At 72.9% G+C, this 24,193-nt stretch carries 23 protein-coding genes; 14 read left to right on the forward strand and 9 right to left on the reverse strand.

The annotated features are described in order from the left end of the window. Positions 1-80 precede the first annotated feature (80 nt). Positions 81-1,235 (forward strand): cystathionine gamma-synthase, encoded by a 1,155-nt coding sequence (locus AB0K43_RS17930; RefSeq protein ID WP_363640724.1) that lies wholly within the window; start codon positions 81-83, stop codon positions 1,233-1,235. Positions 1,236-1,256: 21 nt separating this feature from the next. Here AB0K43_RS17930 and AB0K43_RS17935 read toward each other — a convergent pair whose 3' ends face one another. Next, complete coding sequence (locus tag AB0K43_RS17935; protein WP_363640726.1) at positions 1,257-1,730, reverse strand: MarR family transcriptional regulator; 474 nt, start codon at positions 1,728-1,730, stop codon at positions 1,257-1,259. Positions 1,731-1,853: 123 nt separating this feature from the next. Here AB0K43_RS17935 and ilvA point away from each other — a divergent pair, with 123 nt between their 5' ends. The 3 genes from ilvA to AB0K43_RS17950 all read left to right on the forward strand — a co-directional run bounded on the left by ilvA (position 1,854) and on the right by AB0K43_RS17950 (position 5,139). After that, a complete protein-coding gene (ilvA, locus tag AB0K43_RS17940; RefSeq protein WP_363640728.1) occupies positions 1,854-3,065 on the forward strand; it encodes a threonine ammonia-lyase in 1,212 nt (403 codons plus the stop codon). Positions 3,066-3,275: 210 nt separating this feature from the next. Beyond that, on the forward strand, positions 3,276-4,280 hold the full coding sequence (locus AB0K43_RS17945; protein WP_363640730.1) for an ATP-binding cassette domain-containing protein: 1,005 nt from the start codon (positions 3,276-3,278) through the stop codon (positions 4,278-4,280). A gap of 1 nt (position 4,281) precedes the next feature. Further along, positions 4,282-5,139 (forward strand): ABC transporter permease, encoded by an 858-nt coding sequence (locus AB0K43_RS17950; RefSeq protein ID WP_363640732.1) that lies wholly within the window; start codon positions 4,282-4,284, stop codon positions 5,137-5,139. A gap of 97 nt (positions 5,140-5,236) precedes the next feature. Here AB0K43_RS17950 and greA read toward each other — a convergent pair whose 3' ends face one another. Both greA and AB0K43_RS17960 read right to left on the reverse strand, forming a co-directional pair. Continuing rightward, positions 5,237-5,734 carry a transcription elongation factor GreA gene (greA, locus tag AB0K43_RS17955; protein ID WP_363640734.1) on the reverse strand — a complete coding sequence of 166 codons (498 nt, stop codon included), beginning with the start codon at positions 5,732-5,734 and terminating at the stop codon, positions 5,237-5,239. Positions 5,735-6,013: 279 nt separating this feature from the next. Then, entirely contained in the window at positions 6,014-6,430 is a 417-nt protein-coding gene (locus AB0K43_RS17960) for a DUF4307 domain-containing protein (RefSeq protein WP_363640736.1), read from the reverse strand. Between the two features lie 149 nt (positions 6,431-6,579). Between AB0K43_RS17960 and mca the strand changes: the two genes are divergently transcribed. The 4 genes from mca to AB0K43_RS17980 all read left to right on the forward strand — a co-directional run bounded on the left by mca (position 6,580) and on the right by AB0K43_RS17980 (position 10,770). Beyond that, entirely contained in the window at positions 6,580-7,449 is an 870-nt protein-coding gene (mca, locus tag AB0K43_RS17965; protein WP_363640738.1) for a mycothiol conjugate amidase Mca, read from the forward strand. Between the two features lie 66 nt (positions 7,450-7,515). Continuing rightward, positions 7,516-7,707 carry a hypothetical protein gene (locus tag AB0K43_RS17970; protein ID WP_350637080.1) on the forward strand — a complete coding sequence of 64 codons (192 nt, stop codon included), beginning with the start codon at positions 7,516-7,518 and terminating at the stop codon, positions 7,705-7,707. Positions 7,708-7,766: 59 nt separating this feature from the next. Continuing rightward, positions 7,767-9,806 carry a thioredoxin domain-containing protein gene (locus AB0K43_RS17975; RefSeq protein ID WP_363640740.1) on the forward strand — a complete coding sequence of 680 codons (2,040 nt, stop codon included), beginning with the start codon at positions 7,767-7,769 and terminating at the stop codon, positions 9,804-9,806. Between the two features lie 94 nt (positions 9,807-9,900). Further along, complete coding sequence (locus AB0K43_RS17980) at positions 9,901-10,770, forward strand: GNAT family N-acetyltransferase (protein WP_363640742.1); 870 nt, start codon at positions 9,901-9,903, stop codon at positions 10,768-10,770. Positions 10,771-10,802: 32 nt separating this feature from the next. Here the strand turns inward: AB0K43_RS17980 and AB0K43_RS17985 are convergent, their stop codons facing one another. Beyond that, entirely contained in the window at positions 10,803-11,735 is a 933-nt protein-coding gene (locus tag AB0K43_RS17985) for a hypothetical protein (protein WP_363640744.1), read from the reverse strand. A gap of 243 nt (positions 11,736-11,978) precedes the next feature. On the opposite strand from AB0K43_RS17985, the gene AB0K43_RS17990 reads away from it, so the two are divergent. Both AB0K43_RS17990 and AB0K43_RS17995 read left to right on the forward strand, forming a co-directional pair. Continuing rightward, entirely contained in the window at positions 11,979-12,659 is a 681-nt protein-coding gene (locus AB0K43_RS17990) for a papain-like cysteine protease family protein (RefSeq protein WP_363640746.1), read from the forward strand. 10 nt (positions 12,660-12,669) lie between these two features. Further along, the gene (locus AB0K43_RS17995) at positions 12,670-13,518 is read left to right on the forward strand and encodes a hypothetical protein (protein WP_363640748.1); all 849 of its coding nucleotides are present in this window, start codon (positions 12,670-12,672) and stop codon (positions 13,516-13,518) included. A 34-nt stretch (positions 13,519-13,552) separates the two neighbouring features. Here the strand turns inward: AB0K43_RS17995 and AB0K43_RS18000 are convergent, their stop codons facing one another. Further along, positions 13,553-14,197, reverse strand: coding sequence for a TetR family transcriptional regulator (locus AB0K43_RS18000; RefSeq protein WP_363640750.1), 645 nt, complete (start codon positions 14,195-14,197; stop codon positions 13,553-13,555). Then, positions 14,194-15,759, reverse strand: a complete 1,566-nt coding sequence (locus AB0K43_RS18005) for an MFS transporter (protein WP_363640752.1) — start codon at positions 15,757-15,759, stop codon at positions 14,194-14,196. Before AB0K43_RS18005 ends, AB0K43_RS18000 begins: the two co-directional genes overlap by 4 nt. A gap of 206 nt (positions 15,760-15,965) precedes the next feature. Here AB0K43_RS18005 and AB0K43_RS18010 point away from each other — a divergent pair, with 206 nt between their 5' ends. Continuing rightward, positions 15,966-16,247 (forward strand): hypothetical protein, encoded by a 282-nt coding sequence (locus AB0K43_RS18010; RefSeq protein ID WP_363640754.1) that lies wholly within the window; start codon positions 15,966-15,968, stop codon positions 16,245-16,247. Here the strand turns inward: AB0K43_RS18010 and AB0K43_RS18015 are convergent. Beyond that, positions 16,218-16,910, reverse strand: a complete 693-nt coding sequence (locus AB0K43_RS18015; protein ID WP_363640756.1) for a hemolysin III family protein — start codon at positions 16,908-16,910, stop codon at positions 16,218-16,220. The two genes, AB0K43_RS18010 and AB0K43_RS18015, sit on opposite strands and share 30 nt — an antisense overlap. Before the next feature lie 276 nt (positions 16,911-17,186). Here AB0K43_RS18015 and AB0K43_RS18020 point away from each other — a divergent pair, with 276 nt between their 5' ends. After that, complete coding sequence (locus tag AB0K43_RS18020) at positions 17,187-19,013, forward strand: phosphoenolpyruvate carboxykinase (GTP) (RefSeq protein ID WP_363640757.1); 1,827 nt, start codon at positions 17,187-17,189, stop codon at positions 19,011-19,013. A gap of 95 nt (positions 19,014-19,108) precedes the next feature. On the opposite strand, the gene AB0K43_RS18025 is transcribed toward AB0K43_RS18020, so the two are convergent. After that, positions 19,109-20,323: a pyridoxal phosphate-dependent aminotransferase gene (locus AB0K43_RS18025; RefSeq protein ID WP_363640759.1), complete on the reverse strand. Its 1,215-nt coding sequence runs from the start codon at positions 20,321-20,323 to the stop codon at positions 19,109-19,111. 116 nt (positions 20,324-20,439) lie between these two features. On the opposite strand from AB0K43_RS18025, the gene AB0K43_RS18030 reads away from it, so the two are divergent. Further along, positions 20,440-21,138, forward strand: coding sequence for an A24 family peptidase (locus tag AB0K43_RS18030; RefSeq protein ID WP_363640761.1), 699 nt, complete (start codon positions 20,440-20,442; stop codon positions 21,136-21,138). 137 nt (positions 21,139-21,275) lie between these two features. Here AB0K43_RS18030 and AB0K43_RS18035 read toward each other — a convergent pair whose 3' ends face one another. Next, positions 21,276-22,871 (reverse strand): glycosyl hydrolase family 18 protein, encoded by a 1,596-nt coding sequence (locus tag AB0K43_RS18035; RefSeq protein WP_363640763.1) that lies wholly within the window; start codon positions 22,869-22,871, stop codon positions 21,276-21,278. A gap of 370 nt (positions 22,872-23,241) precedes the next feature. Here AB0K43_RS18035 and AB0K43_RS18040 point away from each other — a divergent pair, with 370 nt between their 5' ends. Continuing rightward, positions 23,242-24,036: an isoprenyl transferase gene (locus AB0K43_RS18040; RefSeq protein WP_363640773.1), complete on the forward strand. Its 795-nt coding sequence runs from the start codon at positions 23,242-23,244 to the stop codon at positions 24,034-24,036. The last annotated feature ends 157 nt before the right edge of the window (positions 24,037-24,193 follow it).

Here is a 24,193-nt window from a genome sequence, read left to right on the forward strand (position 1 = left end):
GTGGACCGGTCGGACAGGGAGTAATCCGGTGGTCGCGCACTCGGCCGCCCCGGGCGGCGTTCGCGCACTAGGCTCGTGCCATGACCGAGCACCAGCTTCCCCAGGGCTTCGAGACTCTCGCCATCCATGCGGGTCAGGAAGCAGATCCCCAGACCGGGGCCGTCGTCACGCCGATCTACCAGGTCTCCACCTACAAGCAGGACGGGGTGGGCGGCCTCCGCGGCGGGTACGAGTACAGCCGCTCCGCCAACCCGACCAGGACCGCGCTGGAGGAGTGCCTCGCCGCGCTGGAGGGCGGCAGCCGGGGCCTCGCCTTCGCGTCCGGCCTCGCCGCCGAGGACACCCTGCTGCGCACCGTCCTCAAGCCGGGCGACCACATCGTCATCCCCAACGACGCCTACGGCGGCACCTTCCGGCTGTTCGCCAAGGTGCTGAGCCGCTGGGGCGTCGAGTTCTCCGTCGCCAACATGCAGGACCTGGCGGACGTCCGCGCCCAGCTGCGCCCGGCCACCCGCGCGGTGTGGGTGGAGACGCCGTCCAACCCGCTGCTCGGCATCGCCGACCTGGCCGGCCTGGCCGAGATCGCGCACGGCGCGGGCGCCATCCTGGTGGTGGACAACACCTTCGCCAGCCCGTACCTGCAGCAGCCGATCGCGCTCGGCGCCGACGTGGTGGTGCACTCCACCACCAAGTACATGGGCGGCCACTCGGACGTGGTCGGCGGCGCGCTGGTCGCGGCCGAGGCGGGCCTGGGCGAGGAGCTGGCGTACCACCAGAACGCGATGGGCGCGGTCTCCGGCCCGTTCGACGCCTGGCTGGTGCTGCGCGGCATCAAGACGCTGGGCGTGCGGATGGACCGGCACAGCTCCAACGCGGAGAAGGTCGTCGAGCTGCTGAGCGGCCACCCGAAGGTCAGCCAGGTGCTGTACCCGGGCCTGCCCGAGCACCCCGGCCACGACATCGCGGCCAAGCAGATGAAGGCGTTCGGCGGCATGGTGTCGTTCCGGGTCGCCGGCGGCGAGGCGGCGGCGGTCGAGGTCTGCAACCGGGCCGAGCTGTTCACCCTCGGTGAGTCGCTCGGCGGCGTCGAGTCGCTGATCGAGCACCCGGGCCGGATGACCCACGCCTCGGTGGCCGGCTCCGCCCTGGAGGTCCCGGCCGACCTGGTGCGCGTCTCGGTCGGCATCGAGTCGATCGACGACCTGCTGGCCGACCTCCAGCGGGCGCTGGGCTGACGCCCCGCCGCTGACGGACGCTCACTCCGGCCGGCCGGCCCAGTACGACTCCAGCGAGTCGTTGAACCGGGCGAGCAAGGTGCAGAAGGCGCGCTGCTCCTCGGCGGGCCAGCCGGCCGTCAGCGCGCGCATCAGTTCTTCCCGGTCGGCCCGGACCTCGGCGAGGCGCCGGCCGCCGAGCGGGGTCAGCGCGAGGTGGACCGAGCGCCGGTCGGCCGGGTAGGGCACCCGGCCGACCAGGTCGGCCCGCACCAGCGGGGCGGCCTGTCTGGTCACCGTGGAGGAGTCGATGCCCAGGGACTCGGCCAGCGACTTCACGTTGGCCGGTCCGTGCCGGTGCAGGTGGTCCAGCAGCAGGTAGCCGGCGCGGTCCAGGGCGCCCACGGCGCCGAGCCGGACCTGCTCCATCCTGCGGGCGAACACCGCGACCTGGTACTGGAGTTGGGCATGGAGCGGGTCGTTGCTTCCGGTGGCCTGGGGCGAGGTGGTCTTCATCGCGGCTCACGATCGGGGTGCGGTGAGGGTGGCTCGTGAACCAGCAGCGTACGCGCGCCGGGCGGGCCCGGGAACAGCGCCGACGTCCCGGCTTCCGGCGGGCGGCGCCCGTACCCTGACCGCATGCACAGTTGGCCGATCACCATCGACGATGTCCGCGGCGCCCAGAAGATGCTGGCCGGGGTCGCCCGGGTCACCCCGATGGAGACCAGCCGGTACCTGGCCGAGCTGGTCGGCGCGCCGGTCCACCTCAAGTGCGAGAACCTCCAGCGCACCGGCTCGTTCAAGCTGCGCGGCGCGTACGTGCGGATCGCCGGGCTGACCCCGGTGCAGAAGGCGGGCGGGGTGGTGGCCGCGAGCGCCGGCAACCACGCCCAGGGGGTGGCCCTGGCGGCGGCCCTGCTCGGGGTGCGCTCCACCGTCTTCATGCCGCTCGCGGCGCCGCTGCCCAAGGTGTCGGCGACCCGGGGCTACGGCGCCGAGGTGCGGCTGCACGGAAGCACGGTGGACGACGCGCTGCAGGCCGCGCAGCGGTATGCGGAGGCCACCGGCGCGGTGTTCATCCACCCCTTCGACCACTGGGACATCGTGACCGGCCAGGCCACGGTGGGCCTGGAGATCCTGGAGCAGTGCCCCGAGGTGCGCACCATCCTGGTCGGGGTGGGCGGCGGCGGGCTGCTGGCCGGGATCGCGGCCGCGGTGAAGCCGCTGCGGCCGGACGTTCGGGTGGTCGGGGTGCAGGCGGCGGCCGCCGCCGCGTACCCGCCCTCGCTGGCGGCCGGCCGGCCGATCACGCTGGAACGGTTCGCCACCATGGCCGACGGCATCCAGGTGGGTCGGCCCGGCGACATCCCGTTCGAGGTGATCAACACCCTGGCGGACGGCATCCGCACGGTCTCCGAGGAGTCGCTGTCGCGGGCCCTGCTGGTCGGCCTGGAGCGGCTCAAGCTGGTCGTCGAGCCGGCCGGGGTCAGCCCGGTCGCGGCCCTGCTGGAGCAGCCCGGGGCTTTCGAGGGCCCGGTGGTGGCGGTGCTCTCCGGCGGCAACATCGACCCGCAGCTGATGCAGCGGGTGCTCCGGCACGGGTTGGTGGCGGCCGGTCGCTACCTGTCGCTGAGGGTCCGGCTGGCCGACCGCCCGGGCGCGCTCGCGGACCTGCTGGCGGTGCTCACCCAGGTCGACGCCAACGTGCTGGACGTGGCGCACGTGCGGATCGACCCCCGGCTCGGGCTGACCGAGGTCGAGGTGGACCTGCACCTGGAGACCAAGGGCCCGGAGCACTGCACAGCCGTCATCAGCGAGCTGCGGGACGCGGGTTACGTGGTCACGCAGTAGCACCGGGGGCATTGTCGGTGGGGCCTGAGAGGCTGTGCGGAGGGTGGTCGCAAGCCACCCGGACGGCCGGAGGCCCGGACCTTGACGCGATATATCGCGACCTGCCAAGCTCGCGATGTATCGCGAGCTTGCCGACCGGCCGGCCCGGGTATCGCTATCCCCATGCAGTGGACATTTCAGTCATTTCGCAACAGGAGATGAGGCAGGCTCATGCCGCCAGCCATCCAAGCCGAGAACCTGGTGAAGACCTTCGGGGACGTCCGCGCGCTCGACGGCGTCAGCCTCGACGTGCCCGAGGGCACCGTGCTCGGACTGCTCGGCCCGAACGGCGCCGGCAAGACCACCACGGTACGGGTGCTGACCACGCTGCTGCGCCCCGACTCGGGCCGGGCCACGGTCGCCGGGGTGGACGTGCTCAAGCACCCGAACAAGGTGCGCAGCCTGATCGGCCTGTCCGGTCAGTACGCCGCCGTGGACGAGTACCTGACCGGCCGTGAGAACCTCCAGATGGTCGGCGAGCTCTACCAGATGACCCCGCGCGACGCGAAGGCCCGCGCCCTGGAGCTGCTGGAGTGGTTCAACCTCAGCGAGGCGATGGACCGCACGGCCAAGACCTACTCCGGCGGCATGCGGCGCCGGCTCGACCTGGCCGCCGCGCTGGTGGTCCGCCCGCCCGTGATGTTCCTGGACGAGCCGACCACCGGCCTCGACCCGCGCAACCGGCTGGCCCTCTGGGAGGTCATCGAGACCCTGGTCGAGCAGGGCACCACGCTCCTGCTCACCACCCAGTACCTCGAGGAGGCCGACCGCCTCGCGCACGACATCGCGGTGGTCGACCACGGCAAGGTGATCGCCCGCGGCACCGCGGACGAGCTCAAGGCGCAGATCGGCGGCGAGCGGGTCGAGGTCGTGGTGCACGACCGCGGCGACGTCACCGAGGCGGTCGCGGCCCTGGCGCCGTACGCCAAGGGCGACCCGGCGGTGGAGAAGAACACCCGGCGGATCACCGTCCCGGTCAGCGGTGGTGCCAAGGTGCTCGCCGACGTCATCCGCGAGCTGGACGCCCGCTCGATCGAGATCGACGACATCGGCCTGCGCCGGCCGACCCTGGACGACGTGTTCCTGTCGCTGACCGGGCACGCCACCGAGGCCGTGGAGAACAACGAGGACGAGCAGCCCGCCACGGGCCACAAGAGCCACGGAAAGGACGCCTGAGATGACCACCGCCACCTCGCACGCCATCGGCGGCGCCGTTCCTCGCCAGCGCAGCGGCATCGCGGCGATGGCCCACGACTCCTGGGTGGTCGCCAAGCGCAACCTGCGCCGGATGACCCGGATCCCGGAGATCGTGGTCTTCGGCCTGATGCAGCCGGTGATGTTCGTGCTGCTGTTCTCGTACGTCATGGGCGGGGCGATCCAGATCCCCGGCACCACGGCCAGCTCCTCGACGTACACGCAGTTCCTGATGGCCGGCATCTTCGCCCAGACGGTCACCTTCGCGGTGGCCGGCGCCTCCGCCGGCATCGCGGAGGACATGACCAAGGGCTTGGTCGACCGCTTCCGCTCGCTGCCGATGACCCGCTCGGCGGTGCTGGTCGGCCGCACCCTCGCGGACCTGGTGCAGACCGCCTTCACCCTGCTGGTGCTGGCCATGGTCGCCCTGCTGGTGGGCTGGCGGATCCACGAGGGCTTCCCCAAGGCGCTGGCCGCGTTCGGGCTGCTGCTCCTGCTGGGCTACGCCTTCTCCTGGATCGGCGCGCTGATCGGCCTGTCGGTGCGCAGCCCCGAGGCGGCCACCTCGGCCGGGCTGATCTGGCTGTTCCCGCTGACCTTCGTCTCCAACGCGTTCGTGCCGGTCTCCTCGATGCCGGGCTGGCTGCAGCCGATCGCCTACTGGAACCCGTTCAGCGCCACCGTGCAGGCCTGCCGCGAGCTGTTCGGCAACCAGGTCGGCCCGACGCCGGACACCTGGCCGATGCAGAACGCGATCCTGGTCTCGGTGCTCTGGTCGCTGGTCATCATGGCGGTCTTCTCGTGGCTGTCGGTCCGCAAGTACCGGTCCGCGGTCGGATAACCGCGCTCGCTCCGCGGTCGGGTAGGCAGGGCGGCGGCCCGAACGCCGAAGCGGCCGTGACCCCAGGGGTCGCGGCCGCTTCGGCAGGTCCGTGCGGTCAGCCGTTGTACGGCTTGGCCTCCAGGATCTTCACGGTGGCCTTCTTGCCGTTCGGCAGCTCGTAGGTGGCGTCCGCGCCGACCTTCTTGCCGTTGATGCCGCGGCCGAGCGGGGACTGCGGCGAGTAGACGTCGAGCGCGTCGTCGGTCACCTCGCGGGAGGCCAGCAGGAACTCCATGGTGTCCTCCGGGTCGCCGTCGAAGGCGACCGTCACCAGCATGCCGGGGGCCACCACGCCGGAGTCGGCCGGGGCCTCCCCGACCTTGGCGCGCTCCAGGAGCTGGGTCAGCTGGCGGATCCGGGCCTCGGTCTTGCCCTGCTCCTCCTTGGCCGCGTGGTAACCGGCGTTCTCCTTGAGGTCACCTTCCTCGCGGGCCGCCTCGATCTTCTGGGCGATCTCGACGCGCCACGGGCCGGTCAGGTACTCCAGCTCGGTCTTCAGCTGGTCGTAATGGGCCTGAGTGAGCCAGGTCACGTCATCGCTGGTCTGGGTCACAGGTGCTCCTCGTCGGTGCTGGGCGGTGCTGAGGGTTTTTCGTCAGCAGGTGGCGATATCGGGCGTACTACAAAGCAACGCCCGCTTCCGAGCCGGCGGCCGGGAAGGGGCGAAACCACGAGCCTAACAATTTCCGCCTCCCGGTGGGAGGGCGATCGACGGAGCGTTAACGCGCGGTTGCGCCGGGGTGGCCCGGACTCCCCGGTCTGGTTCCCGTCCGACTCCTCGAATATGCGCCCGAACGGGTGAGTTGCGCAAAGACCGCCCGCCGGGCCGCGTTCACCTCGCCGGAGTGCAGCCCAGTACCTCGGCGGTGGTCCCGCGGGCGGTGGTGCGCAGCGTGACCACCGCGCTGTAGCGGTCGCCCGCCGCGGGCACCGGGAAGTCGGACAGGCCGACCACCGAGCCGTCCGCGCCCTGCGAGCGGACCGTGCACGACCCCGCGGTGCCCTCGCTCTTGCTCACCGACAGCTGGAACTGCAGCTCGCTGTCGGAGACCGACTCGAAGGTCGGCACGGTGGCGTTCATGGTGGTCTCGCGCAGCAGGTACGAGGCGCCCAGCCAGCCGAACAGGCCCAGGAACAGCACGCCGCAGACCACCGCCGCGATCCGCAGCCTGCGGTCCGCCTCCTGGTCGGTGCGCCGGCTGTAGCGGCCCTCGGGCACGCCCGGGGTGGTCCTGGTACTGGGGGCCATGGCTGGCTCGGTCCTTTCGCTGAGGGGCCCTAGGTCGGCAGCGGGAATCGACGGGCCCTCCGGTCCGTCACTATAGGAGGGGCACGTCCGCGCCAACGGCGGCGGGGGAGTCGCCCGACGAACCGGACATACCTGGAAGGAACCAGGCGTTGACTGAGCAGTTGCGACTGATGGCGGTACACGCGCACCCGGACGACGAGTCCAGCAAGGGCGCGGCGACCATGGCCATGTACGTGTCCCAAGGGGTGGACGTCCTGGTCGCCACCTGCACCGGGGGGGAACGCGGTTCCATCCTCAACCCCAAGCTCCAGGGGGACGCGTGGGTCGAGGAGAACATCCACGAGGTGCGCCGCAAGGAGATGGACGCGGCGCGCGAGATCCTCGGCGTCGACCAGGCCTGGCTGGGCTACGTCGACTCGGGCCTGCCCGAGGGCGACCCGCTGCCGCCGCTCCCGGAGGGCTGCTTCGCGCTCCAGGACGTGGACGAGGCCGCGGGCGCGCTGGTGAAGCTGATCCGCGAGTTCCGCCCGCACGTGATCACCACGTACGACGAGAACGGCGGCTACCCGCACCCCGACCACATCATGACCCACAAGATCTCCATGGTGGCCTTCGAGGCGGCCGGCGACCCGGCGGCCTACCCGGAGGCCGGCGAGCCCTGGCAGCCGCTGAAGCTGTACTACAACCACGGCTTCCCGATGGGCCGGATCCGCGCCCTGCACGCCTACCTCACCGAGCACGGCATCGACTCCCCGTACGGCGAGTGGATCGAGGGCTGGGAGAAGAGCGGCCGCGCCGAGCGCGAGATCACCACCCGGGTGAAGTGCGACGACTGGTTCGAGATCCGGGACAAGGCGCTGATCGCGCACGCCACCCAGATCGACCCGGACGGCCCGTGGTTCCGCGTTCCGCTGGACGTCCAGCGGGAGGTCTGGCCGACCGAGGACTACGAGCTCGCCAAGTCGCGCATCGACACCGACCTCCCCGAGGACGACCTCTTCGCCGGCCTGCGCAAGTAGCCGCACCCGCACGACACGCACCACCCCGGTGACCCGGCCCGTGTAGGGCCGGGTCACCATGGAGAGATGAGTACCCCGATGAACCTCACCCACCTCGCCACCGGGCTCGCCCTGGACGAGACCAAGGTGACCCCCGGCCTGCTGGGCTTCGTCGTCTTCGCCGCCCTCGGCGTGGCCACCTGGTTCCTGCTGAAGTCGATGAACACCCGGTTCAAGAAGATCGACTTCGTCGAGGAGCCCGAGACCCCCAAGGAGTAGCGGCCCCGCGGGCGTCCGGCCTCCGCCTCCGGGCCGGGCCGATGCGCAAGGATGGGGGCATGCCGAACCGTCTCGCGGACGCGACCTCGCCGTACCTGCTGCAGCACGCCGAGAACCCGGTGGACTGGTGGCCCTGGGGCCCCGAGGCCTTCGAGGAGGCGCGCCGGCGCGGCGTGCCGGTGCTGCTGAGCGTCGGGTACGCGGCCTGCCACTGGTGCCATGTGATGGCCCACGAGTCCTTCGAGGACGAGGCCGTGGCCGCGTACGCCAACGAGCACTACGTCGCGGTGAAGGTGGACCGCGAGGAGCGGCCGGACGTGGACGCCGTCTACATGGAGGCTGTCCAGGCGGCCACCGGCCAGGGCGGCTGGCCGATGACGGTCTTCCTGACCCCCGACAAGGAGCCGTTCTACTTCGGCACCTACTTCCCGCCCCAGCCCCGGCACGGCATGCCGGGCTTCCGGCAGGTGCTGGAGGGCGTCACCGCCGCCTGGCGGGACCGCCGGGACGAGGTCGGCGAGGTCGCCGCCCGGATCCGGGCCGAACTCGCCGAACGCGCCTCGGTCTACGGCGCCGGCGCCCACCACCCGCCGGCCGAGGCCGACCTGCACCAGGCCCTGCTGGGGCTCGGCCGCAGCTTCGACGACAAGCGCGGCGGCTTCGGCGGCGCCCCCAAGTTCCCGCCGGCCATGGTGGTCGAGTTCCTGCTCCGCCACCACGCCAGGACCGGCTCCGAGGCGGCGCTGGAGATGGCGGAACGCACCTGCGGCGCGATGGCCCGCGGCGGCATCAACGACCAGCTCGGCGGCGGCTTCGCCCGCTACTCGGTGGACGCGGACTGGGTGGTCCCGCACTTCGAGAAGATGCTCTACGACAACGCCCTGTTGCTGCGCGCCTACCTGCACCTGTGGCGCACCACCGGCGGCGAGCAGGCCCGCCGCACCGCGCTGGCCACCGCCGACTTCCTGCTGCGCGAACTGCGCACCCCCGAGGGCGCGTTCGCCTCCGCGCTGGACGCCGACTCGCTGGACGAGGCCACCGGGAAGTCCGCCGAGGGCGCCTACTACGCCTGGACGCCCGAGCAGCTCACCGCCGTGCTCGGCGCCGAGGACGGCGCGCTCGCCGTCGAGCTCTTCGAGGTGACCGGCACCTTCGAGCACGGCAGCTCCGTCCTCCAGCTGCCGCGCGACCCCGCCGACCCCGAGGCCTTCGAGCGGATCCGCACCCGGCTGCTGGCCGCCCGGGCCGAGCGCCCCGCCCCCGCCCGGGACGACAAGGTGGTCGCCGCCTGGAACGGCCTGGCCATCGCCGCCCTCGCCGAGACCGGGGCGCTGCTCGGCCGCCCGGACCTGGTCGAGGCCGCCGAGCGCGCCGCCGACCTGCTGCTCGCCGTCCACCTCACGCCCGAGGGCCGGCTGCTGCGCACCTCCCGGGACGGCCGGCCCGGCGCCAACGCCGGGGTGCTGGAGGACTACGCCGACACCGCCGAGGGCTTCCTCGCGCTGTACGCCGTCACCGGCGAGAGCTCCTGGCTCGACCTGGCCGGCGGCCTGCTGGACACCGTGCTGGCGCACTTCCTGGACCCGGACTCGGGCGCGCTCTACGACACCGCCGACGACGCCGAGCAACTGATCCGCCGCCCGCAGGACCCGACCGACAACGCCACCCCGTCCGGCTGGACGGCGGCGGCCGGCGCGCTGCTCGGGTACGCCGCGTACACCGGCAGCGAGCGCCACCGCACCGCCGCCGAACGGGCGCTCGGCATCGTGGGGGCGCTGGCTTCGAAGGCGCCCCGGTTCATCGGCTGGGGCCTCGCGGTCGCCGAGGCGCTGCTGGACGGGCCGCGCGAGATCGCGGTGGTCGGCCCGGCCGACGACCCGGCCACCGCCGCCCTGCACCGCACCGCGCTGCTGGCCACCGCCCCCGGCGCGGTGGTCGCGCTCGGCGCGCCCGGCCCGTCCGAGATCCCGCTGCTCGCCGACCGCCCGCTGCTGGGCGGGCGGCCCGCCGCGTACGTCTGCCGCCACTTCAGCTGCGACGCCCCGACGGCGGAGCCGGCCGACCTGGCCGCCCGGGTGGGGGCCCGCGCGGAGGGCTGAGCGCCGCCGGGTGCGGCGCGATCCGGATCCGCCGCGATCCGGATCCGCCGCAATCCGGGTGCGCCGCGCGCAGGCTTCGGCCAGGATCGGTGCCATGACCTGGAGCCTGACCGAATCACTGGACCAATTCCTGGCGCGGGCAGGGGAGTTCATCGCCGCCAGGCCGGCCGAGAGCACCGTGCTGCTCTCGCTGTGCGAGCGCCTCGGACGCGACGGCCCGCACGTCTTCGGCGATCAGCCGCCGCAGTACGGCTGGTGGCGGCCCGAGGCGGGGGCACCGGTCGCCGGGGCCTTCGTCCGGACCCCGCCGTTCGGGCCCCGGCTCGGCCCGATGCCGGCCGCCGCCGCGGCCGAACTGGCCCGGACGCTGCACGCGGACGGTGCCCGGCCGGACCGGGTCAGCGGCGGGGCGCCGGCCGCCGCCGCGTTCGCCGAGGCCTGGCAGCGGCTGGCCGGCACGGTCACCTCGGTGCACGCCGAGGAACGGCTGCACCGGCTCGGCGAGTTGGCGCCGCCCGACCCCGGCCCGCGTGGCCGGGCCCGGCGCGCGGCGGCCGCCGACCGCGAGCTGCTGATCCGCTGGATCGAGGAGTTCTCCGCGGAGGCCGGGGTCCAGCAGCCGGCCGACACCGGCGCGCAGGTCGACCGGCGGACCGCCGGGGGCGAGCTGCACGTCTGGGAGGACGACGGCCGCCCGGTCTCGCTCGCCGGGGTCGGCCCGGTGATCGCCGGGATGTCCCGGATCGGCCCGGTCTACACCCCGCCCGGTCTGCGCGGCCGGGGCTACGCGGGCGCGCTGGTCGCGGCCGGCTCGGCGCACGCGCTGGCCGAGGGCGCGGCCCAGGTGCTGCTCTACACCGACCTGGCCAACCCGACCAGCAACGCGCTCTACCAGCGGCTCGGCTACCGGCCGGTGGAGGACTGCCTGGTGCTGGACCTGAAGCCGGCCGGGCCCGGGGCCTAGCCCTGGACCTGGCCCGGGACCTGGACCGGGCGCTACTCCCAGTCCCAGCGGATGCCCAGGATGCAGGGCGGCACCCCGCCGGCCACCAGGTGGACGCGGTGGTGGCCGTCCACGGTCAGCTCCTCGGTCTCGTACGGGCGGCCGCCCGGCGTGCGGCTGCTGAAGCGGTGGCAGCGCACCGGCAGCGCGTCCGGGTGGAAGGCGACCTGCAGCACGTACTGGCCGGCGCCGGCGTTGAAGCCGCGGACGTACTCGCCGCTCGGCTCCGGGCCGGGCGCGTCCTCGAAGCCGTAGCCGAGCAGGTGGGTGTCGCCGGTCCGCAGCCGCCGGTCCAGCAGGAGTTCGGCGACCAGCAGGCCGGCCGCCGGGTCGCGCCGGACCCGGCCGGGGCGGCAGTTCTCCTCGGCCCGCAGGGTGACCCGGGTGATGTCGCAGCCCGGGTCGCCCTGGTAGATCGCCAGGTAGCGGTCGATGCCGTCGCGGTGGGCCCGCAGGACGTGCTGCGAGCTGCGCCGGGCCTGTCTGCGGTCCGCGCCGATGCTGATCCGCTCGATGTGGGTGACGGTGTGCAGCCCGGTGCCGGGCGGCCCGGCGATGGTGGCGAGCAGGCCGTCGACCGCCTCGGCCGGGCCGATCAGGTCCCGGTACGGGCGGGTGGGCGGCCCGGCCGGTGACGGTTCGGCGCTCTGCCGGGGGCCGAGCAGCCGGGTGAGCGAGTGCGAGGGGAGGTCGAGTACTTCCTCCAGCGCCTGCACCGCGCGCAGCGACTCGGGCCGCTCGGGCCGCCGGTGGCCCTGCTGCCAGTAGCTGAGGCTGGTCACCCCGACCTGCACACCGCGCTGGGCCAGGTGCTGCCGCACGCGGTGCAGGGCCAGGCCCCGGGCGGCGATCGCGGTCCGCAGCGCGAGATGGAACGGGCCCGTGCGCAGGGCGGTGGCGAGCTCGGGTTGGACGGTCCGGTGCATGGCTGCCTCCCAAAGAAGCGTGAATATTCACACCTGGGGCCCGAGTTGTCACCGGGCCCGGTCATCGCTGCTGGTCGGAGCGTTCGCGTTCACACCCCGGTGCGGTCGTTCACACCGTCGCGCCCGTGCTGTCCGGGCCCGTTGACCATGGGGTGTCAACGGGCCGATGCTCTCTCCCAACGCGTCCGGACGCGGCAACCCCCACATCCCCACTCCTGCGTAGCCGCAAGGAGGAGATCCCCCATGCCAACACCCCGGACACGCCTGCGCCGCGCGGTCGCCGCGATCGCGCTGGGCATCCTGGCGCCGGCCCTGACGGTGGCCGCGGCCACCCCGGCCGGCGCCCTCACCCCGGGCGTCGACCCGCACGCCCCCGGCGTCGGCCTCCGCGCCCCCGAAGCCCCCGGCTCGACCGCCCCCACCGGTCCGGCCGCCCAGAGCGCCACCTGGCGCAAGCTCAACATCACCATGCAGCAACAGCAGCAGAGCAACTGGTGCTGGGCCGGCAGCGGCAACACGGTGGCCGCGTACTTCGGCTACAGCTACACCCAGAACCAGTTCTGCAACGCCGCGTTCAACCGGTCGATCAACTCCAGCTGCCCCAACAACCAGGCCACGCTGGGCAACGTGCAGACCGCGCTGAACTGGATCGGCATCAACCCGGGTTCCTACGTGACGGGTTACCTGCGCTACAGCACGGTGCAGACCGAGATCGACGCCAACCGGCCGATCGAGACCCGGATCGAGTGGAGCTCGGGCGGCGGCCACATGCAGCTGATCTACGGCTACGACGTGGGCAGCAACTGGGTCTACTGGGGCGACCCGTGGCCGTCCAGCTCCCGCTACAACTGGGCGGACTACGCGTACTACGTCAGCAACAGCTCCTTCTCCTGGACCCACTCCCTGTACCGGATCGGCGCGTGAGGAGACAGCCATGACCGACAACCGGAAGAACCTCCGGCGGGCCCCGGCCTGCGCCGTCCTCACCGCGGGCCTGGTGCTGGCCGCCGCCCCGCTGGCCCTGGCGGCCGGCACCCCGGCGAGCGCCCCGGCACCGGTGGCGCCCGCCGACCTGGCGGCCGCCCGCAGTGCCGCCCTGGCCCCCGCCGTGCTCGACCAGCTGGGGCACTTCTTCGCCCGCAAGGGCGTCCCGCCCACCCAGCGGGCGGCGATCGGCCCGGCCGACGAGGCGCGGGCCGCGGACCTGGCCGCGCCGCGGCTGGTCGGCGACACCGTGGCCGTGTTCACCCTGGACCGGGACTTCGTGGCCGGGACGGCCGGTGCCCCGGTGGCCTCGGCCGACTTCGTCGCCAGCCGGGCGGTCTCGGCCGACGGGCAGAGCGCCTCGCTCTGGTCCGTCCGGGCGGGCAGCGGCTGGCGGGTGGTGAACATCGCCACCGGCGGCGACGAGACCGAGTACCCGGCGATGGCGGCCGCCAGCGGCGGCGGCACCGCCTTCCGCGAACCGCAGCTGGACGCCTGGTACGTGCTGCGCGACGGCCGGGTGCTGCCGCTCGACGAGGACGCCCGCCGCTCGGTGGGGGCCGCAGGGGTGAGCCTGGCGGCGTACCAGCAGCTGGTGCACCAGCGGTACGGCGACAAGCTGCCCGGCAGCGCCTACGACCGGGCGGGCGCCGGCGGTGGCTTCGAGGCGGCGGCCGCCCGGCCGGCGGGTGGCCGGCTGCCGCTGCTGTCGGCTGGCGCGGCGCTCGGCGCGACCGCGTTGGCCGGCCTCGGGCTGGCGGTCCGCCGGCGGTCCGCGGCGGGCGGCGGGCGCGGCTAGCGGGCGCCACCGACGGACGGGAGCGGCCGGGCGCTCAGCCGGCCAGGCCGCTCCCCAGGTGCTCCAACGCGCGGTCGAGCAGGTCGGCGAGATCGTCCCGGCCGCCCCGCTCGGCCCAGTAGACCGAGGTCTCCACCGCCACCGCGGCGAACGCCGCGGTGGCGATCCGCATCTCCAGCGTCGGCTCGGCCAGGCCGGACCGCTCGGTCATCACGTCCAGCAGCAGCTGCTTGGGCTGGGCCGAGGACTCGGTCATCCTGGCCCGCAGCGCCGGGACGGCCAGGGCGATCCGCATCCGGGCCAGGATCTCCTCGCGGTCCCGCCCGACGATCCGGCGCAGCAGGCCGACCATCACCGTCCGCCCGGAGACCAGCAGCGGCTCGTCCGCCGGGCGGGCCTTCAGCGCGGCGGCCATGACCGGGTCGTACTCGTCGGTGAGGACCAGGTCCTCCTTGGTGGCGAAGTAGCGGAAGAAGGTGGAGGGGGAGACCTCGGCGGCGGCCGCGATCTGGTCCACCGTGGTGTTCTCGTAGCCCTGTTCGGCGAACAGCCGGAACGCCTCCCGGCGGACGGTCTGGCGGGTCTTCAGCTTCTTGCGCTCGCGCAGCGACAGCGGCGCCTCGGTCAGCGCCTCCACGGTGGAGGCGGGGGCGGCGGGGGCGCTGGGCGTGTGGGTCATACCGACGATTCTGCTACCTCTGTGACCTCCCCGGGAGCCGGTGCGGGGCGCAGCGCACCGGCCGGGTCCGGCATCCGGGCCGCGATCAGCACGGCCGACAGGATCGCCAGCAGCCCGGCCGCGAGCAGCACGGAGTCCATGCCGTGCACGTACGCGGCGTGCGCGGAGCTGGCGAGGGCGGACTCGCCCAGCGTGGCGGCGAGCGAATCGGCGGCCACCACCGACTGTCCGGCGGTGTCCGCGGCGGCGGCCGGCAGGCCCGCGGTGTCCAGTGCGCCCCGGTAGCCCGCGGCCAGCACGCTGCCGAAGGCGGCCACCCCGATCGCGCCGCCGACCTGCCGCAGGGTCTGGATCAGACCGGAGCCGACGCCGGCCCGGTGCGGCGGCAGGGTGAGCAGCGCGGAGCCGGTGGCGGTGATGATGGCCAGCCCCATGCCGGCGCCGACCAGCGGGAGCCACAGGGCGGCGAAGCCGTAGCCGTCCGCCGGGGTGGTGCGGCTGCCCAGCAGCAGGGCGGCGGCCAGCACGGCGAGCCCGGCCGTGATGACCCCGCGCGGGCCGAACCGGGCGACCAGCCGCTCGCCCAGCCGGGCGGCCACCAGCAGGCCGCCCATCATCGGCATCAGCCGCAGGCCGGTGCCGAAGGCGTCGGTGCCCAGCACGCTCTGGAAGTAGAGCGGGAGCACGAAGAAGGCGCCGAACAGCACGATCGAGACCAGCGTCGCGGCCACCGCCGACCAGCGGAACACCGGGTCGGCCAGCAGGGTCAGGTCCAGCATCGGATGCCGGCGTCCGCGGCTGCGCAGGACCAGTGCGGTGATCGCCGACACCGAGCCGACGAGCATGCCCAGCACCAGCGGGTTCGACCAGCCGCGGCCGGGGCCCTCGATGATGCCGTAGGTGAGGGCGGCCAGCCCGCCCGCGCCGAGCACGGCGCCGAGCAGGTCGATCCGGGGCGCGGCCGGGTCCCGGGATTCGGGGAGCAGCACCAGGCAGGCCGCGATCCCGACCGCCACCAGCGGCAGGTTGATCAGGAAGATCGAGCCCCACCAGTAGTGCTGGAGCAGCAGCCCGCCGAGCAGCGGCCCGAACGGCATCCCGACGGCCAGCGCGGTGGACAGCACGGCGGTGGCCCGACGCTGCTCGGCGGCCGGGAACAGGCCCGGGATCACTGCCAGGGACATCGGCATCACCAGGGCGGCGGCCAGGCCCATCGCCGTGCGGGCCGCGATCACCGTGCCGGGGCTGTCGGCGAGCATGCCGACCGCGGACGCGAGGCCGAACAGCGCCAGGCCGACGGTCAGGGTGCGACGGCGGCCGATCCGGTCGCCGAGCAGGCCGGCCGGGAGCATCGCGGCGGCGAACACCACGGTGTAGGCGTCGACGATCCACTGCTGCCGGCCGGTGTCGGCGTGCAGGTCGGCGGCCAGGGTCGGCAGGGCGACGTTGAGGATCGTCAGGTCGAAGCTGATCACCAGGACGCTGAGGGCGACCGCGACCAGGGCGAGCCAGCGGCGCGGATCGGGGGCGGCAGGTGCGGGAGCAGGCGCGGGGGCTGGCACAGCGGCAGGCATGGCGGACGGACCTCCAGGAGTTGGTGTCAAATGACAGTAGCTCTCAAAAGGTGGTGGGTGTCAATGTGCACCCTTCCGCTCCCGCACATTTAATTGATGCTGCGTTGATCCCCCGTTCGCCCCGGAGCGTGGTGCGGATGTCACCTTGGGTGGGGAGATGTTCCGGTCCACGGTCATACGGCGGAGAGGTGCCGATGGCGATCAGGCGTACGCAGTTCTGGGGCACGGTGCTGGCGGTGGCCGCCGCCCTCGCGGTGGTGGTCGGCTACCTGCTCGGCGGGCCGCGGCTGGTCTGGGGGGTGTCCGCGGTCGAGGTGCTGCTGGTGATGGCGCACGTCGCGGTGCGCTTCCAAGTCAAGGCGCACGTGCGCTGGGCAGGGGAAGGGCCCGAGGCGGCGCACTGTGAGCGCTGCCGTCGGGCCCGGGAGAGGTTGGACGCGCGGGTGTCAGCCGGCCGCGCTGTACGCGACCAGTGAGATCCCCACGTACTGCACGATGAAGGCGCCGAGGGTGAAGGCGTGGAACACCTCGTGGAAGCCGAACCAGCGCGGTGACGGGTCCGGCCGCTTCAGCCCGTACACCAGGCCGCCGAGGGTGTAGAGCACCCCGCCGACCACGATCAGGGTGACCACGGCCGCGCCGCCGGCGCGCAGGAAGTCCGGCAGGAAGAACACCGCGGCCCAGCCGAGCGCCACGTAGCACGGGGTGTAGAGCCAGCGCGGGGCGCTGACCCAGAACACCCGGAAGCCGATCCCGGCCAGCGCGCCGCCCCAGACCAGCCAGAGCAGCACCTGCTGGGCGGTGCCGTGCAGGAGCAGGATGGTGATCGGGGTGTAGCTGCCCGCGATGATCAGGAAGATGTTCGCGTGGTCCAGCCGGCGCAGGATCGCGTCCCCGCGCGGGCCCCAGTCGAAGCGGTGGTAGACCGCGCTCACGCCGAACAGCAGCCAGGCGCTCGCGGCGTAGACCGTGCAGGCCACCCGGGCGGCGGTGGAGTCGGCCAGGCAGATCAGCACGATGCCGGCGGCCAGCGAGGCCGGGAACATCCCGGCGTGCAGCCAGCCGCGCCACTTGGGTTTGAGCAGCTCGACCACGCTCGACTCGGCCGACTCCGCCGTCATGGGCTCCTCCACTGTCATGGCCGTCATCCTACTTACGGCACCGTAGGTTACTAGTCCGTAGGAAGTGGCGATCCTCACTTTTAGACGTTCTGGAGTGTTCGACCTCGGGGTCGTCGGTCCGAGGGGTGGCCGAGAACGCCTTGTTACTGACAAGTAGATATACACACTGTACTAAAAGTCGGCTCGATCGCTCCGTTCTGCCCCAAATGGGGGCACCTGGCGGAGCTACGCTGCTACCACCCTCAACCCCCGCGATGCCGTCTCCTGGCCGAGATGGTGTGAAACGGAGCGATCGTGTCGTACGAGAACTCTGCTCTCAGCGCATCCGCGCCCACCCGCCACAAGCGTCTGCTGGCCTGGGTGAGCGAGATCGCGGAGCTGACCCAGCCCGAGCGCATCGAGTGGTGCGACGGCTCCGAGGAGGAGTACCTCCGCCTCGCCGAGCTGCTGGTCGCCCAGGGCACCTTCCGCAAGCTCAACGCCGAGAAGCGCCCGAACTCCTACTACGCCGCCTCGGACCCGACGGACGTGGCCCGGGTCGAGGACCGCACCTACATCTGCTCCGAGCAGGAGAAGGACGCCGGCCCGACCAACAACTGGAAGGCCCCCGCCGAGATGCGGGAGATCTTCTCGGGCGCGAACGGACTGTTCAAGGGCTCGATGAAGGGCCGCACGATGTACGTCGTGCCCTTCTCGATGGGCCCGGTCGGCTCCCCGCTGGCCGCCTACGGCGTCGAGATCACCGACTCCGCCTACGTGGCCGTCTCGATGCGCGTGATGACCCGCATGGGCCAGGCCGTGATCGACCAGCTCGGCGAGGACGGCGACTTCGTCAAGGCCGTGCACACCGTCGGCGCGCCGCTGGCCGAGGGCGAGGCCGACGTGGCCTGGCCGTGCAACACCACCAAGTACATCTCGCACTTCCCGGAGACCCGCGAGATCTGGTCCTTCGGCTCCGGCTACGGCGGCAACGCCCTGCTCGGCAAGAAGTGCTACGCGCTGCGGATCGCCTCCACCATGGCGCGCGACGAGGGCTGGCTGGCCGAGCACATGCTCGTCCTCAAGCTCACCCCGCCGGCCGGCGAGGCGAAGTACGTGGCCGCGGCCTTCCCGTCGGCCTGCGGCAAGACCAACCTGGCGATGCTCCAGCCGACCATCCCGGGCTGGAAGGTCGAGACCATCGGCGACGACATCGCCTGGATGCGGTTCGGCGCCGACGGCCGGCTCTACGCCATCAACCCGGAGGCCGGCTTCTTCGGCGTCGCCCCCGGCACCGGCGTGGACACCAACGCCAACGCGATCGAGACCCTCTGGGGCAACACCGTCTTCACCAACGTCGCGCTCACCGACGACGGCGACGTCTGGTGGGAGGGCCTCACCGAGGAGCCCCCGGCGCACCTGACCGACTGGCGCGGCAACGACTGGACCCCGCAGTCGGGGACCCCGGCCGCCCACCCCAACGCGCGGTTCGCGGTGCCGGCCTCGCAGTGCCCGACCATCGCCCCGGAGTGGGAGGACCCGGCGGGTGTGCCGATCTCGGCCATTCTGTTCGGCGGCCGCCGCGCCACCGCCGTCCCGCTGGTGACCGAGTCCTTCGACTGGCAGCACGGCGTCTTCCTGGGCGCCAACGTCGCCTCCGAGAAGACCGCCGCCGCCGAGGGCACCGTCGGCGAGCTGCGCCGCGACCCGTTCGCGATGCTGCCGTTCTGCGGCTACAACATGGGCGACTACTTCGGCCACTGGCTGAAGCTGGGCGCGCAGGCCGACGCCGCGAAGCTGCCGAAGATCTACTACGTCAACTGGTTCCGCAAGAACGCCGACGGGCAGTTCATCTGGCCGGGCTTCGGTGAGAACAGCCGGGTGCTCAAGTGGATCGTCGAGCGCCTCGACGGTGCGGGCGAGGGCGTCGAGACCCCGATCGGCGTGCTGCCGACCGTCGAGGGCTTCGACCTCGACGGCCTGGACATCGCCGCGGCCGACCTCGACCTGCTGTTCTCCGTCGACGCCGACATCTGGCGCCAGGAGGCCGGGCTCATCCCGTCCCACCTGGAGCTCTTCGGCGAGCACACGCCGACCGAGCTGTGGGACGAGTACCGCGCCCTGGTGAAGCGCCTGGGCTGAGCAGCCCGCATCCGAGCCTCCGCCGCCCCCGTCCTGACCGGGGGCGGCGGTGTTCGTGGTGCCGCCGGCCGCGGTGGCCGTGGTGGCCGGGCCGCCTACGGCTGGACGTAGCCGCCCAGGAAGTCGCCGATCCTGGTGACCGCGTCGGTGATCTCCTCCGCGCGGGGCAGCGTGACCAGGCGGAAGTGGTCCGGCTCCGGCCAGTTGAAGCCGCTGCCCTGGACGATCAGGATCCGCTGCGAGCGCAGCAGGTCGAGCACCATCTGCGCGTCGTCCTTGATCTTGTACACCTGCGGGTCGAGCCGCGGGAACGCGTACAGCGCGCCCTTCGGCTTGACGCAGCTGACGCCCGGGATCTCGTTCAGCAGCCGGTACGCCGCGTCCCGCGACTCCAGCAGCCGGCCGCCCGGCAGCAGCAGGTCCTTGACCGACTGCCGGCCGCCGAGCGCCGCCGCCACCGCGTGCTGTGCCGGCATGTTGGCGCACAGCCGCATCGAGGCCAGCACGGTCAGGCCCTCGATGTAGCTGCGGGCCCGGTGCCGGTCGCCGGAGAGCACCATCCAGCCCGAGCGGAAGCCGGCCACCCGGTAGGCCTTGGACATGCCGTTGAAGGTGACGCAGAAGAGGTCCGGCGCCAGCGTGGCCAGCGGCACGTGCTCGGCGTCGTCGTAGAGGATCTTGTCGTAGATCTCGTCCGCGTAGACCACCAGCTGGTGCCGGCGGGCGATCTCGACGATCCCCTCCAGCACCTCGCGGGGGTAGACCGCACCGGTCGGGTTGTTGGGGTTGATCACCACGATCGCCCTGGTCCGGTCGGTGACCTTGGCCTCGATGTCCGCCAGGTCCGGGTACCACTCGGACTGCTCGTCGCAGCGGTAGTGCACGGCGGTGCCGCCGGCCAGGCTGACCGAGGCCGTCCACAGCGGGTAGTCGGGCGCGGGGACGAGCACCTCGTCGCCGTCGTCCAGCAGGGCCGTCATCGCGAGCTGGATCAGCTCGGAGACACCGTTGCCCAGGAAGACGTCCTCGACGGAGAGCCCGTGCAGCCCGCGCTCCTCGTAGTGCATCACCACCGCGCGGCGGGCGGAGAGCAGCCCCTTGGAATCCCCGTAGCCGTGCGCCCCGGCGAGGTTCTTCAGGATGTCCTGGAGGATCTCCGGCGGGGCCTCGAAGCCGAAGGCGGCCGGGTTTCCGGTGTTCAGCTTGAGGATGCGGTGGCCCTGGTCCTCCAGCCGCATCGCCTCGTCGAGCACCGGGCCGCGGATGTCGTAGCAGACATTGGCGAGCTTGCTGGACTGGATGACCTGCATACCCGACTACTTTACGGCGCCGTTACGCGGATCATCACGTGGGATCGGCCACAGGTCACCCGCCCGGGGAGGCACCGGCCGCCGTAGGCTCGGCCCAGTCGACGGAGGGGGAGACCGTGCTCGGGGCCGGGGTACTGGCGGGTGCGGCGGTCGGGCTGCTGGCGGCCCCGGTGCTGCGGGCGGGCGCCACCCGGTACGCGGTGCCGGCCGGCGAGCCGTGGCGCGGCTGCTGCCGCACCGGCCGCGGACTGCGCGGCCCGGCCGGCCGCTGCCCCGGCTGCGGCGACCGCGGCGGTCCGCCGGTCGCCCTGGTCGAGGCGGTTGCCGCGCTGACCGGCGCGGCGATCGGTGCGGTGGCGCACCGGCCGGGCCCGCTGCCGCTGCTCCCGCTGGTCTGGGTCGCCCTGTTCGGGGTGGTGCTCGGCTTCGTCGACGCCGCGGTGCAGCGGCTCCCGGACGCGCTCACCCTGCCGCTCGCCCTCGGCACCGCCGCCCTCCTGCCGCTCACCGAGCACCGCGGCGGCGTCCTGCTGCGCTGCCTGTACGCCGCCCTCGCGCTCGGCGGGTGCTACCTGCTGCTGGCCCTGGTCGCGCCGATCGGCCTCGGCGACGCCAAACTGGCGCCCTCGCTCGGCGCCCTGCTCGGCTGGTACGGCTGGCGGGCGGTGTTCGGCGGCTTCCTGCTGACCTTCCTGCTCGCCGCGGTATGGGCGGTGGCCCTGCTGCTGGCCCGCCGCGCGGGCCGCCGCGACGACCTGCCGCTCGGGCCGTGGATGCTGCTCGGCACCCTGCTCGCGGTGCTGGCCGCCGGCTAGGGCTTGTCCGACCCGCCCTGGCGCCGCGAGCGGGGCGCCAGGGCGGCCGGAGCCCGCCCGGGCCGGGGTCGCGGCTCGGGCGGGCTCCGGTTCGGCGCGGTCCGCCCCACCCTCAAGGGGAGGCGCGCCGGGGGGAGTTACGGCATGGCGTGGGCGTGGGCGCCCACGTTGGTGGAGAAGTCGTTGCCGTTGGCGGCGTCCCAGTTGGTCGACCAGGTCATCGCGCCGCGGATGGTCGGCCACTTGGCCGGCGGGACGAAGCTGCCGCAGTGGGTGCCGGTGGCCAGGCAGTCCAGCGCGTTGTTGACCACGGTCGAGTTGACGTAGCCGCCGCCCGCCGCGCGGGTGGAGGCCGGGACGCCGATGCCGACCTGGTCCGGACGCAGGCCGCCCTGGATGTGGGTGCAGACCTGGGCGGTGATGAAGTCGACGGTGCCCTGGGTGTAGACCTTGCCGTCGCAGCCGTTCATACCGCCCGAGTTGTAGAACTGGGTGTTGACGACGGTCAGGATGTCCTTGGTGTTCAGCGCCAGCTGGAAGTAGTTGCCGGAGGTCGAGTACATCCCGATGGTCTCGGGCGCCATGGTCAGGATGAAGCCGGCGCCCACCTTGCTCTGCAGGGTGTGCAGCGACTGCGCCAGGTAGACCGGGTCGACGCCGTTCTCCAGGTCGATGTCGACGCCGTCGAAGCCGTACTGCTGGATCAGCGCGTAGGCGGAGTTGGCGAAGTTGGTGGCCGCGGTGGAGTTGTTCACCGTGATGGTGCCGTTCTGGCCGCCGATCGAGAGCACGACCTTCTTGCCGGCCGCGTGCTTGGCCGCGATGTCGGCCTTGAAGTCGGCGTCGGTGTAGCCGCCGAGCTTGGTGGCCAGCGCCGGGTCCAGGGTGAAGCTGATGCCGCCGGCCGTGCCGGTGGCGTCGGCGAAGGACACCGCGATGATGTCGTACGCGCTCTGCACGTCCCGCAGCTTCTGGACGGTGGCGCCGTTGTCGAAGTTCTGCCAGTAGCCGGTCAGCGCGTGCTTGGGCAGGCCGGTGGTGGGCTGGGTGGAGGTCGCGGTCGGGGACGGCGACGGCGAGGCGGGGGCGCTGCTGCTGGCGGACGGCGAGGGGGAGGCCGGGGCCGAGCTGGAGGCGGAGACCGACGGGGACGGCGAGGCGGGCGCGGAGGAGGATGCCGTGGGCGAGGGCGAGGAGGTGCCGCCCGGTCCGGTCAGCGTGATGTCGTCCGCGCCGTAGCCGCCCTGGCCGTACCAGCCGTGCACGTAGACCGTGACGCTGGTGGTGCTCGCGCCGGTGGTGAAGGTCGAGCTGAGCTGGTTCCAGCCGGTCTGGCTGGACCAGGTGCTCGGGTCGGCGCCGCCGGTGCCGCCGGCGCCCAGGTAGACGTACGGGCCCTGGACCCAGCCGGCCAGCGTGTAGCTGGAGTTGGGGAGCACGCTGACGGTCTGCCGGCACTCGGCGGTGTCCGAGGCGCTCGGCGTGGCGCGCAGGGCGGAGCTGCCGGCGTGCGCGGGGGCGCCGGCCTGGGCGGTGCCGACACAGGTCCAGCCGGACAGGCCGGACTCGAAGCCGCTGTTGGCGACCAGATTGCCGACCGCCGCGCTGGCGCCGCCCGCGAACAGGGCCATGCCGGTACCGGCGAGGGCGAGCGCGGTGGCGCCGGCCGCGAGGGCGGTGGGGACGGTGGTGCGCCGGCGCCGGTGGGACGGCTGCTGCAGCGTACGGGCCATGTGCGAACTCCTGGGGAGGAGGGGGAGCCGCCGCGGTGGGGGTCGCGGCGGCTCCGCGTGGGGGAGGGAAGGTCCGCAGTGGTGCTGTGGGGGGCCGGCGGGTGGGGTCCGCCGTGTCCTGGGTCACAAGCTGGACTAGACCAATGCCGGGCGTCAAGGACCCGGCGACGGGCTTAGGGGTCGTTTAAGGAAGCGGATACCTTTCCGTGTCCGAGCTTGACGTGATCGTGACCACACGCATCCGAACGATTTCGGGACGTGCTTGTGACACCTTCGGTACCTGCGGCTTTACTCCCGTGCACGGCACGGGAGTAGGCTGCGCCAGGGGATTTCGCACCCGGGGGTAATGAGCTCGGAGGGGCAGTACGACATGGGTCTGCGCGACGTGGTCGAGCGCACGCCAGGGCTACGCACCCTGCTGGACAACGCGTACCGGCTGTACGGGCGCCGGGTCGAGGTCCACCTCGCCAACACCCCGAACCACATCGGCGTGATCCTCGACGGGAACCGCCGCTGGGCGAAGGCGACCGGCGGGACGACGGCCGACGGCCACCAGCGCGGGGCCGACAAGATCAGCGAGTTCCTCGGCTGGTGCGACGAGACCCACGTCCAGGTGGTCACCCTCTGGATGCTCTCCACCGACAACCTCTCCCGGCCGGCCGACGAGCTGGTGCCACTGCTCGGGATCATCGAGGACACCGTCCGCCGCCTGGCCGCCGACGGCCGCTGGAAGGTCAACCCGGTCGGCGCGCTCGACCTGCTGCCGCAGCAGACCGCGGACACCCTCAAGCAGGCCGCCCAGGCCACCGCCCACATCCGGGGCGTCACGGTCAACGTGGCGGTCGGCTACGGCGGCCGGCACGAGATCGCCGACGCGGTCCGCTCGCTGCTCCAGGACCACGCCGGCCGCGGCACCTCGATCGAGGAGCTGGCCGAGATCCTCTCCGTCGAGCACATCGCCGAGCACCTCTACACCACCGGCCAGCCCGACCCGGATCTGATCATCCGCACCTCGGGCGAGCAGCGGCTCTCCGGCTTCCTGCTCTGGCAGAGCGCGCACAGCGAGTTCTACTTCTGCGAGGCGTACTGGCCGGCCTTCCGCAAGGTCGACTTCCTGCGGGCGCTGCGCGACTACCAGCTGAGGAACCGGCGGCTCGGGCTCTGAGGCGGCGGGCCGAACGGGCTCCGGCTGGGGGCGCGGGGGTCGTCCCCCGCAGGGCTGCAGTCAGCTGAGGAACCGGCGGCTCGGGCTCTGAGGCGGCGGGCCGAACGGGCTCCGGCTGGGGGCGCGGGGGTCGTCCCCCGCAGGGCTGCAGTCAGCG

It is taken from the genome of Kitasatospora sp. NPDC049258, assembly GCF_040678895.1.
GTDB lineage: Bacteria > Actinomycetota > Actinomycetes > Streptomycetales > Streptomycetaceae > Kitasatospora.

What these genes read in the sequence shown, in the direction of transcription:
- AB0K43_RS17930 (WP_363640724.1), top strand. Translation starts at nt 81, where the DNA reads ATGACCGAGCACCAGCTTCCCCAGGGCTTCGAGACTCTCGCCATCCAT.
- AB0K43_RS17935 (WP_363640726.1), bottom strand. Translation starts at nt 1,730, where the DNA reads ATGAAGACCACCTCGCCCCAGGCCACCGGAAGCAACGACCCGCTCCAT.
- ilvA (WP_363640728.1), top strand. Translation starts at nt 1,854, where the DNA reads ATGCACAGTTGGCCGATCACCATCGACGATGTCCGCGGCGCCCAGAAG.
- AB0K43_RS17945 (WP_363640730.1), top strand. Translation starts at nt 3,276, where the DNA reads ATGCCGCCAGCCATCCAAGCCGAGAACCTGGTGAAGACCTTCGGGGAC.
- AB0K43_RS17950 (WP_363640732.1), top strand. Translation starts at nt 4,282, where the DNA reads ATGACCACCGCCACCTCGCACGCCATCGGCGGCGCCGTTCCTCGCCAG.
- AB0K43_RS17960 (WP_363640736.1), bottom strand. Translation starts at nt 6,430, where the DNA reads ATGGCCCCCAGTACCAGGACCACCCCGGGCGTGCCCGAGGGCCGCTAC.
- AB0K43_RS17970 (WP_350637080.1), top strand. Translation starts at nt 7,516, where the DNA reads ATGAGTACCCCGATGAACCTCACCCACCTCGCCACCGGGCTCGCCCTG.
- AB0K43_RS17975 (WP_363640740.1), top strand. Translation starts at nt 7,767, where the DNA reads ATGCCGAACCGTCTCGCGGACGCGACCTCGCCGTACCTGCTGCAGCAC.
- AB0K43_RS17980 (WP_363640742.1), top strand. Translation starts at nt 9,901, where the DNA reads ATGACCTGGAGCCTGACCGAATCACTGGACCAATTCCTGGCGCGGGCA.
- AB0K43_RS17985 (WP_363640744.1), bottom strand. Translation starts at nt 11,735, where the DNA reads ATGCACCGGACCGTCCAACCCGAGCTCGCCACCGCCCTGCGCACGGGC.
- AB0K43_RS17990 (WP_363640746.1), top strand. Translation starts at nt 11,979, where the DNA reads ATGCCAACACCCCGGACACGCCTGCGCCGCGCGGTCGCCGCGATCGCG.
- AB0K43_RS17995 (WP_363640748.1), top strand. Translation starts at nt 12,670, where the DNA reads ATGACCGACAACCGGAAGAACCTCCGGCGGGCCCCGGCCTGCGCCGTC.
- AB0K43_RS18000 (WP_363640750.1), bottom strand. Translation starts at nt 14,197, where the DNA reads ATGACCCACACGCCCAGCGCCCCCGCCGCCCCCGCCTCCACCGTGGAG.
- AB0K43_RS18010 (WP_363640754.1), top strand. Translation starts at nt 15,966, where the DNA reads ATGGCGATCAGGCGTACGCAGTTCTGGGGCACGGTGCTGGCGGTGGCC.
- AB0K43_RS18015 (WP_363640756.1), bottom strand. Translation starts at nt 16,910, where the DNA reads ATGACAGTGGAGGAGCCCATGACGGCGGAGTCGGCCGAGTCGAGCGTG.
- AB0K43_RS18025 (WP_363640759.1), bottom strand. Translation starts at nt 20,323, where the DNA reads ATGCAGGTCATCCAGTCCAGCAAGCTCGCCAATGTCTGCTACGACATC.
- AB0K43_RS18035 (WP_363640763.1), bottom strand. Translation starts at nt 22,871, where the DNA reads ATGGCCCGTACGCTGCAGCAGCCGTCCCACCGGCGCCGGCGCACCACC.
- AB0K43_RS18040 (WP_363640773.1), top strand. Translation starts at nt 23,242, where the DNA reads ATGGGTCTGCGCGACGTGGTCGAGCGCACGCCAGGGCTACGCACCCTG.